General features: G+C 47.6%; 14 protein-coding genes. 4 read left to right on the top strand and 10 right to left on the bottom strand.

Annotated elements, in window-relative coordinates; genetic code table 11:
• Positions 1 to 109: 109 nt before the first annotated feature.
• The 3 genes from KTO58_RS14845 to KTO58_RS14835 form a co-directional block, all read right to left on the bottom strand.
• Positions 110 to 1,129, bottom strand: coding sequence for a helix-turn-helix domain-containing protein (locus KTO58_RS14845; RefSeq protein WP_225859759.1), 1,020 nt, complete (start codon positions 1,127 to 1,129; stop codon positions 110 to 112).
• A 478-nt stretch (positions 1,130 to 1,607) separates the two neighbouring features.
• Positions 1,608 to 2,042 (bottom strand): MauE/DoxX family redox-associated membrane protein, encoded by a 435-nt coding sequence (locus KTO58_RS14840; protein ID WP_157752936.1) that lies wholly within the window; start codon positions 2,040 to 2,042, stop codon positions 1,608 to 1,610.
• A 95-nt stretch (positions 2,043 to 2,137) separates the two neighbouring features.
• Entirely contained in the window at positions 2,138 to 3,112 is a 975-nt protein-coding gene (locus tag KTO58_RS14835) for a helix-turn-helix domain-containing protein (protein ID WP_095838617.1), read from the bottom strand.
• A 668-nt stretch (positions 3,113 to 3,780) separates the two neighbouring features.
• Between KTO58_RS14835 and KTO58_RS14830 the strand changes: the two genes are divergently transcribed.
• From KTO58_RS14830 to KTO58_RS14820, 3 genes are read left to right on the top strand one after another with little or no spacing between them, the layout of a single operon-like run.
• Positions 3,781 to 4,767: a D-alanine--D-alanine ligase gene (locus KTO58_RS14830; RefSeq protein ID WP_095838618.1), complete on the top strand. Its 987-nt coding sequence runs from the start codon at positions 3,781 to 3,783 to the stop codon at positions 4,765 to 4,767.
• 60 nt (positions 4,768 to 4,827) lie between these two features.
• On the top strand, positions 4,828 to 5,646 hold the full coding sequence (locus KTO58_RS14825; RefSeq protein WP_157752937.1) for a PASTA domain-containing protein: 819 nt from the start codon (positions 4,828 to 4,830) through the stop codon (positions 5,644 to 5,646).
• Between the two features lie 29 nt (positions 5,647 to 5,675).
• Positions 5,676 to 5,984, top strand: coding sequence for a rhodanese-like domain-containing protein (locus KTO58_RS14820; RefSeq protein ID WP_095838620.1), 309 nt, complete (start codon positions 5,676 to 5,678; stop codon positions 5,982 to 5,984).
• A 63-nt stretch (positions 5,985 to 6,047) separates the two neighbouring features.
• Here the strand turns inward: KTO58_RS14820 and KTO58_RS14815 are convergent, their stop codons facing one another.
• The 6 genes from KTO58_RS14815 to KTO58_RS14790 all read right to left on the bottom strand — a co-directional run bounded on the left by KTO58_RS14815 (position 6,048) and on the right by KTO58_RS14790 (position 11,550).
• Positions 6,048 to 6,443 carry a RidA family protein gene (locus tag KTO58_RS14815; protein WP_095838621.1) on the bottom strand — a complete coding sequence of 132 codons (396 nt, stop codon included), beginning with the start codon at positions 6,441 to 6,443 and terminating at the stop codon, positions 6,048 to 6,050.
• A gap of 3 nt (positions 6,444 to 6,446) precedes the next feature.
• Complete coding sequence (locus KTO58_RS14810; protein WP_095838622.1) at positions 6,447 to 7,649, bottom strand: hypothetical protein; 1,203 nt, start codon at positions 7,647 to 7,649, stop codon at positions 6,447 to 6,449.
• Positions 7,650 to 7,682: 33 nt separating this feature from the next.
• On the bottom strand, positions 7,683 to 8,525 hold the full coding sequence (locus KTO58_RS14805) for a type 1 glutamine amidotransferase (RefSeq protein ID WP_095838623.1): 843 nt from the start codon (positions 8,523 to 8,525) through the stop codon (positions 7,683 to 7,685).
• Positions 8,526 to 8,596: 71 nt separating this feature from the next.
• Positions 8,597 to 9,697, bottom strand: coding sequence for a carboxylate-amine ligase (locus KTO58_RS14800; RefSeq protein WP_095841555.1), 1,101 nt, complete (start codon positions 9,695 to 9,697; stop codon positions 8,597 to 8,599).
• A gap of 100 nt (positions 9,698 to 9,797) precedes the next feature.
• A complete protein-coding gene (locus KTO58_RS14795) occupies positions 9,798 to 10,877 on the bottom strand; it encodes an ATP-grasp domain-containing protein (RefSeq protein WP_095838624.1) in 1,080 nt (359 codons plus the stop codon).
• Between the two features lie 61 nt (positions 10,878 to 10,938).
• On the bottom strand, positions 10,939 to 11,550 hold the full coding sequence (locus KTO58_RS14790; protein ID WP_225859758.1) for an alpha/beta fold hydrolase: 612 nt from the start codon (positions 11,548 to 11,550) through the stop codon (positions 10,939 to 10,941).
• Positions 11,551 to 11,715: 165 nt separating this feature from the next.
• Between KTO58_RS14790 and KTO58_RS14785 the strand changes: the two genes are divergently transcribed.
• Positions 11,716 to 12,504, top strand: a complete 789-nt coding sequence (locus KTO58_RS14785; RefSeq protein WP_095838626.1) for an alpha/beta hydrolase — start codon at positions 11,716 to 11,718, stop codon at positions 12,502 to 12,504.
• Between the two features lie 77 nt (positions 12,505 to 12,581).
• Here the strand turns inward: KTO58_RS14785 and KTO58_RS14780 are convergent, their stop codons facing one another.
• Positions 12,582 to 15,902, bottom strand: coding sequence for a TonB-dependent receptor (locus tag KTO58_RS14780; protein WP_095838627.1), 3,321 nt, complete (start codon positions 15,900 to 15,902; stop codon positions 12,582 to 12,584).
• Positions 15,903 to 16,121 lie beyond the last annotated feature (219 nt).

Here is a 16,121-nt window from a genome sequence, read left to right as displayed (position 1 = left end):
AGCAGCCTCTTCCTGTATCAATATTTGAGAACATAAAGTAACTCACTTAACTCCGTTATCTGTAATTTATTGGATCACTAGCCCCTAATTCAGGATAGATAGCGCCCTGCTAATGACGCTTTTCCTGCAAAGGACAACAACCATAATACTGCCTGAATGCCCGCGAAAACTCCTCCACATCCCGGTAACCCACCATATTCGCAATAATAGACACATTCAGCCTCGTCGTCTTTATCAACTCCATAGACCGGATCATACGCTGCTCCTTCAGAAACATCGCCATCTTCCGGTAAAACATCCGTGGAAAACCATAACGCAACTTATCCGCCGCAATACCAAACCGGTCCGCCAACTCATCAAACGTAAACTGCAAATGCAAATGCTGCAGAATATACGCCCGGACACCATAAATGGCCGCCGTATCCTTATCTGTCAATTCATACCTCGGCTCCTCCGGAGAAGGCGTGATATCCGTAAAATCCTCCAGGAAATGCATAAACAAATCCTCACACCGCGTGTATAAGAACGACCGCCCCTCCTGTCCGGATAACTTACACTCAATGATCTCCTCTATACAACGACGTACCCCACTGTCAATCCAATAAGGCTCCTCATTAATAGTACCCCCGTTATTCGCTTCCATCATCCGCAATAAATACATCAACAAGGGCAACTCCGATTCTACCCGTTGCAATAAATGAGGCGGAAGATCAATATGAAAACAAACATACACGCCCGGATCAAAATAAGCATCATGTTGTATCGGCGGTACAAAAAACATATTATACTCCCCCTCCCCCTCCCGTAATTCCACCTGCCCATGATGCTGCAACTTCGCCATCACCCGGTTCTGCAACATATAATGCAATGTGAAGATCGCCTTCGAAGGCGTCGGATGCAGGATCGTCTGCACCTCCTTCGCCTCCATCCGCTTATTGACAGTGATCACATGCAACCAAATCACATATTCACGCACACGTATACGCTGCGTGAATACCTCTCCTTTATCTCCTTCCAACGTATACAAATACTTGAAAGAAATGGGGATATCAAACGCATGGTAAGCTTCCGGAGTAGTCGGTAGTTTCATTACGTGGTCCAGTTTTGGCTTGTCGGAAGTAAATTTCATGGATGTTTTTTTTGGGTGGAATTATAAATAAAGGAAGATCGATCAGTTGGGCAAACGTCCGGGCTTTCTAAGGGCATATAAGTGGTGTTTTATTGCATAACCTGCACTTTTAATGCCTATAAGTCCCGAGGGGAGGTAGGACATACTATGGAACAATGAAAAAAAATTATAATACCCACACACAATCGTATAAAATATCATTCCCCGCCGCAGATACACCGCAGCCAATAGAAAATGATAAACATAGTATAACAGAAAAGAATAACTGACTAGAAGATTGTCAAAATGATATTACGTTGTCGTCTATATGCCGTCCGCCAAAACGCTGCCCCCACCAGCAGCCCAATAATAACCATACCCCGGTACCAATAACAACCAGCCCAAAACACAAAAAAGGAATAATAACCCCATCAACAGCTGACCGGTAACACTTAACCCCGTCCAGGCTGTCTTCCTGCAGAGAAGACAGCCTTTTCTTTTATATCTTAACGCTCTTAACACCCGCCCCATAACACCATATCCCCACTATTCCCAATAACATAAATCCTACATTCAACCACAAATGCTGCGGCCACGTCAACCTGCTGATCACCCCCCCGCAAGTACAGGGTAATGCCACCCCCAACCACAACATCCACCCTATATAACCCGTAAAGACCCCCATCAATACCAACGAAACAACTAATCCACACAATCGCGTCCGCTTCATAACCAACAACAAGACAGTCAGTAACTCAGTTACCGGCACCGCCACCCCTATAAAAACCGCATAAGGCTGCAACGCCGGCAGAAACCCCGCCCTGATTTTAATAGCATCAAATCCCATCAGCTTACTCATAGCCGTATACACAAATAAGAAGATAAATATCGCGGCAATGATATCCGCTAATTGCTTACGTGACATAGATAACATAGGTACTGCCGTTAACAAAAAAATACATCAGACAGTCATCTATACCGTCTGATGTATTCAATGTAAACATTATTTCACGTAGCTGCAAATAACAACTACCCCGCAGGTGCCAGCTTCTTCTCCCGACGCGGAGGATGACCGTAATACTTACGGAAACTGCGCGTAAAACTGGACGCCTCCTGATAACCCACCGCCAACGCAACCTCCCCGATACTCATATTCGTCTCGTGCAGCAACTTACGGGCTTTCTCCATCCGCTGCCGGATAATATACATCCAGATAGGCGCATTGAAATAAGTCTTGAAATCATATTTCAACTTGGAAGGACTGATATGGTAAGAACTGGCCAGCGAAGGTATACTCAATTGCTTGTCCAGGTTAGTAATAATAAAAGAACGGATAGCCTCAAATAATTGCTGGTCCCGTTCAAACGCCATCGTACTGGATTGCTGACGCTCCTCCAGCACAAATACCAGCAGGTCCGTCAACTTCGCATACAAGCGCAGGTCTTTCAACGCACCGGCAATCGTACATTCCCGGATCTCCTGTATCAACTGCACCAAAGGAACCTGTAAGATCCCCGGCTTATGCGATAAGACCGGATTCCCCCGCTCTGCCCGTACCAGCATACCTCGTACCGATTCAAAGTGTGGCGCCATACGCAGCAGGATATCCTTCGAAAGATCTATATGGAAAGATTCATAAATACCTGGTCGCATACGGGCCTCATGCATCATATTCGGTACATGGAATAAATCAAATTGCCCCTGGTACAATCGCACCGGCCCGAAATTTTTTAAAGTACAATCTAACGTCCCCTGCAACATACAGTGTAAAGTAGCTATAGGCTCATCCACATGTGGATGTAATAATAACTCCTTCTCTGTAATGAACACATAATGACAAATATTACATCCCTCCACTAATAATTCCTGGCTGATGATCGTCACCCCGGGAGCTTGCGTAATAAATGCCTTGGTAAATGGATAAACATATTTTTTATACTTCTCCGGTATAAAAGTAGTTCGTTTGATGAGGTGCTGCGGTACACCACCCAATAAAAATTTCATGTTGGCTAATTTGTGGTTTCACAATAACACAATGCATGATCCCCGCCGCCCGGAAATGGTTTGCCGGCTCGATCACACGTCATACGGCATTTGCCGGTAGAATAAATACTCAGGTGCTGAGCTTAGTTGTGCTTATAGTGGCAATGATCTCCTGCATCTGTCGTCCCATACACTTCCGAAGAAATGCGCTGAATTGCTCCGCTTTGATTAGGATAGTATACACAGGATAGTTAAATAAAAAAGGCTACTGTTATAGGTGAAATAAGGTCATATTCCCGGACCCCGTAAATGTATGAAAGAGCGTAGTGGAATCCTGTTGACGGCAGTTAAACAATTACTGAACATATAAATACTATTTTGAGGGTTCATTTTTGACAAGCTGTTCTTTGCGGATTTACCTGATGGTGCAATGACTGCCTTATCATAAGGTTTGCGCTCCCAAGATACGGGCTAATACTGCAAATGAGCCACAGCCGCCGCTATACAGGAAAACCCTCCCGCCCCAACAGGTTAAATAATGTTAAACAATATACCCCGGCACCGCCCGCCACGTTATAATTACTCCCGCTACCCGCAGATCCGGTAAATAACTATCCGGACTCCGCATAGGGGAGTATGGACAATTAACAAATAACATTTAACTTTACCCGCTTATAGCAAAGTCATTTATGAAAAAGAACATCGCTTTAGTGGCCGGAGGTTATTCCGGTGAGTATGTGATCTCCGTACAGAGTGCAGCCGTAATAGAAAAACACCTGGACAACGAGCTATATAATGTCTATAAAGTATTGATTACCAAAGAAGGGTGGCACTATACCGCCCCGGATGGACACCTAACTGATATTGACAAAAATGACTTCTCTCTTCCCCTGTCTTCCGGAAAAGTGAAATTTGATGCCGTATTCATCGGTATCCACGGCACCCCGGGCGAAGATGGCCGCCTGCAAGGCTACTTCGAAATGCTGGGTATCCCGTACACCAGCTGTGGCATGGTCACCTCCGCCATCACCTTCAACAAAAGCTATTGCAATAAGATCGTAGCCGCACTCAACGTCGTAAACGTGGCTAAATCAGTACATATATTTAAAGACCGGCCCTTCAGTACTGCTGATATCCTCACCCAACTCCGGCTACCCGTATTCGTTAAACCGGCAGAAGGTGGTAGCAGCATCGGAATGTCCAAAGTATCCGATGCCGCCCAATTACCAGCCGCCATCGAAAAAGCCTTCCAGGAAGACAACCAGGTCCTCATCGAAGAATTCGTACAAGGTAGAGAGATCACCTGCGGCCTCTATCGCATCAATGGCGAAATGACCGTACTTCCCGTCACAGAGATCATCAGCAGCAAAGAATTTTTTGACTACGAAGCTAAATATACCGCCGGCGTAGCCCGCGAAGTAACACCCGCAGAAGCACCGGCAGAAATAGTCAACAGGATACAGCAAACCGCGGCAGAACTATACGATCGCCTCAACTGCAAAGGTATAGTTCGCATCGACTTTATCTGGGAAGAAGCAACAGACAAAATATTCTTCCTCGAAGCCAACACAATGCCCGGACAATCAGAGAATAGCATCGTACCGCAACAAGTCAGAGCCGCCGGCAAAACGTTACGCGAATTCTATGGCGCACTCATCGAATCCTGCTTAAGTTAATTAACTACACCGGGTGCGTCACACCACCCCGTGTTTGTCTTATTAAAAATATACAACATCGTGTTTGAATCTATTACCAAACGATCCTTCGGATTTAACTTATTAGTAGTCATCGGCCTGTTCATTGTCCTGGGAATACTGTTCTTCACCATGCTGGGAGGACTTACCCGCCACGGTCAAACCCTTACCGTCCCCGACGTAAGAGGTAAGAACATTCAGGAAGCCACCAAAGTATTGGAAGACCTGGGCTTTGAAGTAGATGTAAGAGATTCTATCTATGTCGATACCCTGAAGGCATTAGCGGTATGGGAACAAACTCCTGCAAGAGGTACCATCGTCAAAGTACACCGTACCATCTACCTCACCGTCAACAAAGTAGTACCGCCAATGGTAGCCATGCCGGATCTCGAAGGCCTCACCTTCCGCAGTGCCGAAATGACCTTGCATAGCCGCCGCCTCAACGTCGGCGATACCATCTACAAGCCGGACTTCGCCACCAACACCGTCCTGCAGCAGCTCCTCAATGGCAAACCCGTCAAACCTGGCAAAATGGTCGCCGAAGGTAGCTACATCGCTCTCGTACTTAGCAGTGGTACCGGCAGCACCGAAAACCCCGTCCCAGACCTCGTCGGCATGACCTACATCGAAGCCCGCGAAACCCTTAGCGCCAGCAACCTGAATCTGGGAACCGTACTCATTGACGCCGCCGTCACTGACACCGCCAACGCATACATACAAAAACAAATACCTGCCCGGAAAAATGACCTCCAGGAACTTAATATGGTAAGAGCTGGCGAAAGTATCGATATCTGGCTGGGACCTAACAAACCCGTCAAAGACAGTACCCCACCGGCTGCCCCTGTACAACAGAACCAATAACCAATATCACTATCACTAAACAATAAATCATGGAAAATATAACAGCAGCAGAACTGAAACAACGTATCGATAACGGAGAAAATCTCAATATCGTAGACGTACGCGAACCCCATGAGCACCAGGAATTCAATATCGGTGGTAAATTAATACCACTGGGCGAAATACGCGCCATGGCGATCGATGAAATAGAAAACCTGAAAGACGAAGAAGTAATACTTTACTGCCGTAGCGGCAACCGCAGCGGTCAGGCAGCAATGCTCCTGGAAACAATGGGCTTTTCTAATGTGAAAAATCTGGTGGGAGGAATGATGAACTGGGAAGAACAGTTCGGTCGCTAATCATCATCAAACTATTGTAAATAAATCATCAACGCTAAATGTAGGACATACACATGCCTGCATTTAGCGTTCGTCATTTTGTACCACCGCACTCGCTTCAATCTCCACCAGGTAACGCGGATCGATCAACCTACTGACCTCCACCATCGTCGTCACCGGCTTGATACTTTGAAAAAACTCTCCATGAGCCCGCCCTACCTCTTCCCAACGGGAAATATCTGTAACGAATATACGGGTGCGGATCACATCATGCAGAGATGCCCCCGCCGCTACCAATACAGCTTCTATCTTGGCAAGTATATACTTGGCCTGCTCATAAGCATTATCTTCCCCTATCACCTTATCTCCATCCGCCGCTACTGTTCCGGATACCTCCAGCACATTCCCGATTTTAACAGCCCGGGAATAACCTACCTTGTTCTCCCAGACGGCGCCTGAAGAATAATTGGTGCGTTTCATATATTAAGATTGTTTTTGCTCAAAAAATGCACAACTGCCGCCTACCCACGTATCCCGGTTGTTGAAATTTACGCCGATCATTTTACTCTTGCTGATACGTGCCAGATTATGTACCAACATCGGCCGCGCCGCCCCTTCCTGCCAGATATACATCATACGTAACTCACAATAAGCCGGCCCGCCGGGAGTTTCAATAACAGGTGCATACTGTACCTTGTGCTGCAATATCCAATGCTCCGGATCTTTGATCGCATCGATATCCGCCTGAGTAACATCGATCACCACCCCTTGTCCGGCAAAAGAGAACAAAGGCTTAAGCACATAGTTCTCCAGGTCAGCAGGAAGTACCGGCAGCGTATGCAGGAACCAGCTTTTGGGAACAAACTCACTGTGAATAAAGGGTAAAGTATATTTACTGATACGGTAAAACCAGTTGGGATGAGTGATCCATTCCACATCCAGGTGCTGGAACAGGTTCACATGCGGAGGAAGCGTCTGTTGCTGACGATGCAGATCATCAAAAATAACCCGGTTGAATATACGCCGGATACGTATCTGTTCTCCTTCATAACGATAGTACAGCTGCTTGCCTTCCTGTATCAACTCCGTTACACATACAGGTCGTATGCCTAACTTCAGCTCTGTACAGTAAAAGTCTACCCGCGTTTTCTGCGCACCAGGATTAACTTCCAGCAATACCACCTCTTCCGGGCGATAAGGCCCTATCAGTAATTCCCGTAACTGCGCATAGTAAGTCTCCGAGGTAAGCCCGGAAAAGAAATTATTCACCGTATCCGGGATCGTAAACTGCTCCCGGAAATGTCGCGCCATAACTTCCTGGAATGCCAGCAGCGAAGGAAACCCTTGCATTTCTATCAGCTGTGGCTGTAATTGACCTTCCGTATCCCGGCACACCGCAAAATCTATTACCAGGAAATGAGGATGAGGCGACTCATCCGGCACGTTCAGGGTAGGAGGGATGGCATCCCGGGTGAGCGCTTTGAAGTCCGGCTGTACGATCACATCAATGATCTCCTCACAAGCCCGGACCAGCTTCACCGTCAGATCGGCAGGTACAAATACAGGTGTTTCAGCTACCCGGAAAGCCGGTGCTTCTCCCGCTTCTACCGCCAGACTATGTAAAAAAGCCTGGTACTTCGCAGGAGTGAACTGTTGGTTATAGGATTGGCGTAACGCTGAAATCATAATAAGGTGTACATAATGTGATGATCGCTTAGCCTAGACAGTTATACGCTCCCGTACATCACTGTAGACCGCCTGATCCAAAAAAGCCGGTATAAACCGGTCATGTGTCAGCATGATCTTGTCGGGGTCGGTCAGCTGCTCAAGCATACTATAGTATTTTTCCGCACCGTGTGTATTGATAACCTGGTGCTTCTTCTCTTCCTGCATCAGGTACATCCGCATACCCGTCGCATCCGCCTCGGGATGAAACTGCGTACCGATAAACTGATGGTTGAAACGGATGGCCATCGTCGCCCGCTCCAGTGGCACATGTGGCCGCTCTTTCTCGATAGCCAGCACCTGCGCACCCATCTTATCCAGCTGCCCCTGGTTCAACTCTATCACCTGCCAGTTACGGCTATCCACAATATAAAAAGGATCAGTTAAGCCCTGTAATACCGGCTCCGACATCGCCTGATCAGTAATATGCACAGGAAACACACCAAATGCCGTCGACTTACGCTGACAGACGTTTCCCAACTCAAAATACCGGCACATCAACTGATAAGAATGACAGATAAATAAAACATGCTTTTTGGGACCTGCTCCCTGGTTCCAGTCTAGCAACTGGTGAATAAGGTCAAAGTAGGCATTTTCCCAGTCACTGCCAGCACTCGCCACCGGACTACCAGGACCACCAGTAGAAATGTAAATATCGTAGGAAAGATCAGGAACCTCCTGACGGAGACGTACTTCAAATTCGTCAAATTGTAATCTTATCCCGCGTGCTGTAGCATACTGCGCCAATATTTCCCGGATACAGCGCATGCCTTCGTTGGGCACTCCTTCATACATATCCAGCACGGCTACTCTCCAATTTTGCTTTATAGAAGACATGCCCCAAAGTTAGGAAAATTATATTTTATGCTCCCCGAGCCCGTCGCACAGGCCCGGATAACAGACGTCCATCAGGTATTATGCAAAAACTGGCCGGCAATGAAATCCGCTACTGCCCCCAGGTCCTGACTCTCCTCATACACCCGTAACTGCTTGTCCGCACCGGTTCCCTCCTCAAGTATCACCCGGGTGCGGTCCACATAATGCCGGCAGCCAATATCATCCACCACATCATCCACAAAGTCCAGCAACTCATAGATCAGCGCACGGGTATTAACCTCCATCTCCTTCCCGAAATCTATTAGGTTACCGTCCAATCCATAACGACTCGCCCGCCACTTATTCTCATTCACCAAAGCCCGGTTATATATAATGAAGTTCAGGTTCTGCATACGCAACTTATAGATCTTCGCACAGACAGACTGGAACAACGCCGCAATTGTACAGGTCTCATCCACCGTCAACGGCACATCACAGATGCGGAATTCTACCGTATCGAAAAACGGATGCACCCGTATATCCCACCATATCTTCTTAGCATTATCAATACAGTTGGTCTTCACCAACAGTTTGATATAGTTGTCATACTCCTCAATACTGGCAAAATAATCAGGTATACCCGTACGCGGAAACTTGTCAAATACTTTGGTACGGAAGGATTTAAACCCCGTATTACGCCCCTCCCAGAAAGGACTGTTCGTACTCAGGGCAAAAATATGTGGCAGGAAATAACGCGCCGAATTGGCAATATGTAAGGCCATCTCCCGGTTCTCCATCCCTACATGTACATGCAAACCAAATATCAGGTTGGAACGCGCCGCATCCTGCATCTCATTCACGATCTCAAAATACCTGGGATGATCCGTGATCAGCTGCTTTTCCCACTTGGAAAAAGGATGCGTACCCGCCGCCCCCATGGAAAAATCAAGGTCCCCCGCGATCTGCGCGATCGTCTTACGTAACAGCGTTACATCCTCCCTGGCTTCATCAATGTTGGCACATATCTGCGTGCCTACCTCTACGACCGCCTGGTGGAACTCCGCTTTTACCTTGTCCTTGATCACCTTATGGGCGTGCTCTACGATCTTCTGTTCGTGTGAGCGTAACTCCCGGGTGACAGGGTCCATCACCATGTATTCTTCTTCGATGCCGAGTGTGAAGTATTTTAGCATAAGTTCTGTTGTAGGCACAACGACCCGCATATATCAGGTACGCAGCAACGCCGTCTGCAAATGTAGTATTTGCCCGCATCTTTTTGATGCGGGCCGTCATTTATGCTTCTTTCTTTTTGCCTTTAGGCTCCTTGGGCTTGTCCGCTTTCGCTTTCTCTGTCGCCTTTTTAGCAGGAGCTGCCTTATCCGTCTTTTTGGGCGCCGCCGCCTTTTTCCTAGGCGCCGCGGCTACCACACCGCCGGTACCCACTGCCCCTTGTAAATAGCCTCCCCAGGTAAGGTTGTCCTGCCCTGGTACCTGCGCCAACGCCCGCTCGATCGCATAGTCAGCAGCCGTATTCACCACCCACTCAAAATTTTCCGCTCCCACAGAATGAATATCCGCATCCGGAGCCGGATTACAGAAATCAATCGCATAAGGGATACCATCCCGTACCGCCATCTCCACTGTGTTGAAATCATACCCCAGATACTGGTTCAGCCGGATCACCTGCTCCCGTATCGTCTCCAGCAATGCCGGATTATCAGGATAAGAGGCCTCATAACGCTGATGATGCGGCAGCCGGGGATCATAAGGCATAATATGTACATGTTTACCGCCAATACAATAACAACGGTAATAACTGTCAAAAACAATCTCCTCCTGCAATAACATCACCAACTGCCCTGTCGTCGCATGCTGCTCAAAGAACTGCTCCGAACTCTCCAGGCGATACACATGCCGCCAGCCCCCACCCGCAAATGGTTTCATATACGCAGGAAAACGAACATGATCAAATATATAAGGCCAGTCCAACGGATACAACAGGTTACGGAACGAATTGTCCGCCGTATTATCTGGCAATTCCCGCGAGGGCAATAATACCGTCCTGGGCACCGCCACGCCGATCTTCGCCGCCAGCTCGTTATTCACAAACTTCTCATCCGCACTCCACCAGAACGGATTGTTGATCACCGCCGTTCCACCAATAGCAGCATGTTTCAACCACGAACGATAAAAAGGAACATCCTGCGAAATGCGGTCAATGATCACCGAATAATCTGAGGCATTACCCTGAATAACCTTATCGATCGTTACAAACTCTGCACTGATGCCGGGGACGTTTCGCTGTCTCACCCGTTCTACAAATGCCTGTGGAAAGGTGTTCTCCTGTCCGAAAAGCAAGCCTATCTTTTTCATGGATGCTGAATTTTTTATGCGCAATGCCGGTTAGCAATAATGTGTAATGTTGATCAGTTGGTCACGAAGTGGGGAGTAAAGACAAATAGTGAGGCAGCATTTCCCGCCACACCGGCCAGTCATGTACCGCATTAGGTCGTACATCCAGCCAGTGCTGGATCTGCTTACCGTTCAGCAGCGCCGACATCTCCTCATTCTGGGTCCGCGTGATATCGTGCTCCGCTACCCCAAGAATAATGCCCATTCGCCATAGGTCCGCATGCTGGTTGTCCGGCATATAGGACACAGGATTGTTATAATAAATATTATCGTCGTCATGACGCCCATCTACCCGGTCACCTATATCGAAAGTACCGCTCAAACTAAAAAGATAAGATACCCGCTCCGGATGCCGGAAAGCAAAATTAGCCGCATGATAGCCACCAAAGCTACACCCTGCAGCCACCACCCGATCATGCCCCGTCTCCTGCAACGCCCTTTCCACCACCTCATGCAACAATACCTTGTCATAACAACTGTGATTGTAAGCACGATCAGCAGCAGGGATGCGCCGGTTATACCAGCTGCTGGCATCTATACTGTCCGGACAATAGATCTTGACCAGGCCCTGGTCCACAAACCAACGCACACTTTCTATAAGGCCAAAATCCTTACTCTCGTAATATCGTCCCATTGAGGTCGGAAAAAGAATGAGCGGAACACCTCGTTCTCCATAGACCAGCATTTCGAACTCTCGACCTAGGTGCGGCGAAAGCCATTTATAGTAGTTTTCTGTCACCAGATAGCATTTCTATAAATTTAAAAGTAAAATGGCAATTTTCCCACTTAAATTGCGGACATGAAGGGAGCTATCAAAATCACTTATTCACAACACTCGGAATGGCTGCAGCGAACCGTCACCTTCGATGGGTACCGCCCCGATACCGACTGCCGCGAAATGGACCTCCTCCTCGTAAATGATGGCCAGGATATGGACACCCTCCAACTTCCCTCCTTGCTTGATACCCTCTATCAGCAGGAATCCATCACACCACTGCTGGTTGTCTGCATACATGCCGGCCCCCAACGCAAACAGGAATATGGCACCGCCGCCGTCATCGACGCGGGCGGCAGAGGCGCTCGCGCCGAACTATACACCCGATTCGTTATCAAAGAATTGCTTCCCTTTCTTCGTCAACAATACGTAGACCTCCGGTTTACCCGCCTGGCATTTGCCGGCTACTCCCTCGGTGGCCTCTCCGCCCTCGACATCGTTTGGCGGCATCCCGACATCTTCCAGCTGGCAGGCGTATTCTCCGGCTCGCTCTGGTGGCGAAGCCGCGAACGCAACAACGGCTACAACGAAACCACCGACCGTATCATGCATCGCCTCATCCGCAATGGCACCTACATACCGGGGATGCGCTTTTTCTTCGAGTGTGGTACCGACGACGAAACCAGCGATCGCAATAATAATGGTATCATCGATAGCATCGACGATACCAAAGACCTCATCGGCGAGCTCATAGCCAAAGGTTATCAGCCCGACACCGACATACATTATATGGAAATACCCGGAGGCCGCCATGATATCCCTACCTGGACCACCGCCATGGAAGCATTCCTCCGTTGGGGATGGAGTAAATAGAAGATTATATGTATCATTATATAAAACAAAAAAGCCGGACCACCAGGTCCGGCTTTTTATAGGTAAGTGGATTACAATTAGAAGATGTATCTAACACCCAGCTGCATGCTCCACAGGTTTCTTACATCGAACCAGTTACGGAACGGCGTCTCTGGCATGATAGTTTTACCAGAAACCGGATCAACTATAGTAGCCATGTTGAAAGTAGGAACACCTTGTGCAGAAACGTTTGTTACGTTCAGCAGAGAGTATTGGTAGAAAGAACCGTTGTTCAGCTCCTTACCTACACCCCAGTTAGAGTTCAGCAGGTTACCGAAGTTCAGGATGTCCACGCTTAACTGCAGGGTATGACGACGCTTGCTGCCGAAGTTAGTGAACAGATCTTGCAGTACTCTTACATCAAAACGATGTTGCCAAGGCAGCAGACCGTTGTTACGCTCTACATAACCACCTCTCGCATCTTTCAGCTGTTTGCTGTTGTTTACGAACTTGTCGAAAGCAGCACGTTGCTCATCAGGAGTAGCGGCCAGCAGCACGTTACCGGCTTTATCTTTTACAGACAAAGCAGCAAAGTTGATCTCAGATGAGTTAGCAGGTACATACAGCAGATCCAGGCTCACACCATCGCGGTTGATATCGCCACCGTAAGTGTAAGCGAAACGCCCACGGCTGGTTCCTTGATAGAACACAGATACAGTAGTCGCAAAGTGTTTACCATACTCGATACGGTAAGAAGCACTACCAGATACACGGTGAGGAACAGCAAACTGAGAATAACCCAGCAGCAGCTCATTCGGATCATTGATAGAGTAGTTGTTAGACCAGGCAGAGTTAGCAGCAGAACCAGGGTTACCGGTAATGTCTTTCGCACGGGTGTAAGTGTAGTTCACGTTACCGGAGAAACCATGGTAAGAAGGCACAGACAGACCAAAGCTGGCAGCCAGTGAATTACCTTTATTGGTATTGCTCAGTACAGGTACTACGTCACCGGTAGCATTGTTGTACTTAGCATTGGCAGAACCATTCCAGAAATCACGGGTATCACTACCATTCTGCAGTTTCTGGGTAGCAGCCTTTCTGTTAGCATTGTACTGGTATACAGCATTGATATCCTTGCTGTAGATCACATCCAAAGTAGCGACGAGTGGAGTAGAAGGGATCTTGTAGTCAACACCCAGGTTCGTTCTCCAGATCTGAGGCATTTTGAAGTTAGGATCTACCAGAGCGACAGTTCCGGGAGCTTTGGTAGAAGGACCGGAAGGGAAGCTGTTAGGCAGCTGTTTTACCCAGTAGTAAGGATCAGGATTGAAGTTGGTGATCTGCGCCAGAGTGGCAGCATTCACAGGCTCCAAAGTATTCTGGATCACACCGGAGTTGGTCGGCATGTTGGTAAACCATACGAAGGGGATCAGACCAGTAAAGATACCGGTTCCACCACGGATCTGCAGGCTGCGGTCGCCAAACACATCGTAGTTCACACCAATACGGGGAGAGAACAGCGGTTTGGAGTTAGGCCATTTGTCAGAACGGAAGGTAGTAGGCTGACCATTTTTACCGAGCAATTGCAACGTATCCACAGTGGGGTTACGCAGCGCGTCGTTCAAGAACAACGGCAGATCCACACGCAAACCTACAGTTACATTCAGTTGATCATTCACAGTGATCTTATCTTGGATATAAGCACCCGCCATACCAAACTTCACTTTCGCCATAATATCAGCACCTGCATAAGGGTAAGTGATGGCAAAAGAAGAAGGTTTACCGTTGTTCAGGAAGTCCTGAACACTGTTGAAACGATAGTAGGATGTTCCCTCACGCATATAGCTGTTACCAAAACTCTGGGTCTCAAAGCTCAAACCGGCAGTAATAGTATGTTTACCAGTCAGGTAAGTAACGTTGTCAATGAAGGAGAAGTTGTTGTTGATCACCTCGTTGTTGAAAGAGAACAACTCAGTACCAAAACTCATATAGTTGTTGATACCGGCAGTGGTAGCGTTACCATCCCAGATATCAACAAATGGGAAAATGCTTCCGGGAGCCTCACGCTTCTTCTGGATACGGCTATAGGTAGCCAGGAACTGGTTGGAGAACTTCGGAGTGATGATGCTGTTCAACTCAGCAGTCAAAGATTTGATCTTGTGCTTGTCTGAGTAGTTGGCATTCTCAAAAGAGATGGAGTTGTTGCTGATACGACCAGTACCGGAACGTGTGTTAGGACCAGAGCTGGCATTGGTCAGCTGTGGCTCAGTACCTTCCATCTGGTTGTAACGAACAGTAAACTTGTTCTTATCGTTGATGTTCCAGTCTAAACGTACCAGGAACTTCTCGTTTTTGTTCTTGTATTCGTTAGCATAGTTCTCATATCTTCCTGGATCGTATCCGTAATCCTTGATCAACTTGGCGCGAACAGCTTCCAGGTCGTCAGCAGTAGTACGGGCCACGTTCGGACCAGTCAGACCAGGACGGGAAGCTACCCAGGTATTACCAGGGAAGATATTCTCCTCCTTCTCATAGTTAGCGAAGAAGAACAGTTTGTTCTTAATGATCGCACCACCAAGACGGGCACCGAAGATTTTGTTGGAAGATTTAGCAGCTGGAGGCAGCTTAATGCCGGCTACTTTAGAACCGTTGAAATTCTCATTACGGTACAGTCCGTATACAGATCCTGAGAAATCGTTGGTACCGCTGCGGGTTACTGCGTTGATACCTGCGCCGGTAAATCCAGTCTGGCGCACGTCATAAGGAGCTACGTTTACCTGTACCTCTTCGATCGCATCCAGAGAGATAGGCTGAGCCTTACCGCCTGGCAACAGATCCTGGTCAAGTCCGAAACCATTATTCAGCACAGCACCATCAATCTTTACACTGTTAAAACGACCATCACGACCGGCAAAGTTAGTACCGTTCGCCTGAGGCGTCAAACGCGTAAAGTCAGTGATACTACGGCTGATAGTAGGCAATGAACTCAACTGACGGGAGTTAACGTTGGTAGATGCACCCGTTCTTTCGCTGTTCAGAATCGGACTCTTGCCGCCAACGATACGTACCTCGTTCAGCGTCTGGCCGCTCTCTCCCAGCTTCTGGTTGACAACATAAGCGTCACCCAGCAACAGGCTGATGTTTTCTAATACTTTGGTTTCATAACCAATGTAACTGATCTCTACTTTGTAAGGACCGCCTACACGCATACCTTGTATCGCGAAGCTTCCTTTGTTTTGGGTGGCAGTACCATAAACAGTACCGGATGGAAGGTGGGTGGCTTTTACAGTCGCACCGATTAAGCCTTCTCCTTTTTCATCCTTAATGGTCCCGGTCATACTACTGGTGGTAACCTGGGCGAACGAGACAATGACACTCATCAAAAAGGTAAGGGTGAGGAGTAATTTTCTAAATCCCATATGTGAAAACTGGTTTGATTTACGCTGCAAAGTTGCTAAATAATCTCCTCAAAATTTTAACAGGAAGTTAACAAATTGTTAAGCCAACTTCCGTTCTATGAAATCCCTCCTTTGTTTGAAAATAATCATGTGGAATCCCAGCAGGGCATTGAAAATTTTAAAGAGAAACTTAAATAATTCGCTAACTTCAAATTAGTAATATTTATATGTACTTTTTAT

This window comes from Chitinophaga pendula, from assembly GCF_020386615.1.
Taxonomy (GTDB): domain Bacteria; phylum Bacteroidota; class Bacteroidia; order Chitinophagales; family Chitinophagaceae; genus Chitinophaga; species Chitinophaga pendula.
Note: the sequence above shows the minus strand (reverse complement) of the source record. Positions and strands in the feature narration are given on the sequence as shown.

Bases quoted from the DNA above. Each gene is read 5' to 3' on its own strand.
- KTO58_RS14845 (WP_225859759.1), bottom strand. From the start codon at position 1,129: ATGAAATTTACTTCCGACAAGCCAAAACTGGACCACGTAATGAAACTA.
- KTO58_RS14840 (WP_157752936.1), bottom strand. From the start codon at position 2,042: ATGTTATCTATGTCACGTAAGCAATTAGCGGATATCATTGCCGCGATA.
- KTO58_RS14835 (WP_095838617.1), bottom strand. From the start codon at position 3,112: ATGAAATTTTTATTGGGTGGTGTACCGCAGCACCTCATCAAACGAACT.
- KTO58_RS14830 (WP_095838618.1), top strand. From the start codon at position 3,781: ATGAAAAAGAACATCGCTTTAGTGGCCGGAGGTTATTCCGGTGAGTAT.
- KTO58_RS14820 (WP_095838620.1), top strand. From the start codon at position 5,676: ATGGAAAATATAACAGCAGCAGAACTGAAACAACGTATCGATAACGGA.
- KTO58_RS14815 (WP_095838621.1), bottom strand. From the start codon at position 6,443: ATGAAACGCACCAATTATTCTTCAGGCGCCGTCTGGGAGAACAAGGTA.
- KTO58_RS14810 (WP_095838622.1), bottom strand. From the start codon at position 7,649: ATGATTTCAGCGTTACGCCAATCCTATAACCAACAGTTCACTCCTGCG.
- KTO58_RS14805 (WP_095838623.1), bottom strand. From the start codon at position 8,525: ATGTCTTCTATAAAGCAAAATTGGAGAGTAGCCGTGCTGGATATGTAT.
- KTO58_RS14800 (WP_095841555.1), bottom strand. From the start codon at position 9,697: ATGCTAAAATACTTCACACTCGGCATCGAAGAAGAATACATGGTGATG.
- KTO58_RS14795 (WP_095838624.1), bottom strand. From the start codon at position 10,877: ATGAAAAAGATAGGCTTGCTTTTCGGACAGGAGAACACCTTTCCACAG.
- KTO58_RS14790 (WP_225859758.1), bottom strand. From the start codon at position 11,550: ATGGGACGATATTACGAGAGTAAGGATTTTGGCCTTATAGAAAGTGTG.
- KTO58_RS14785 (WP_095838626.1), top strand. From the start codon at position 11,716: ATGAAGGGAGCTATCAAAATCACTTATTCACAACACTCGGAATGGCTG.
- KTO58_RS14780 (WP_095838627.1), bottom strand. From the start codon at position 15,902: ATGGGATTTAGAAAATTACTCCTCACCCTTACCTTTTTGATGAGTGTC.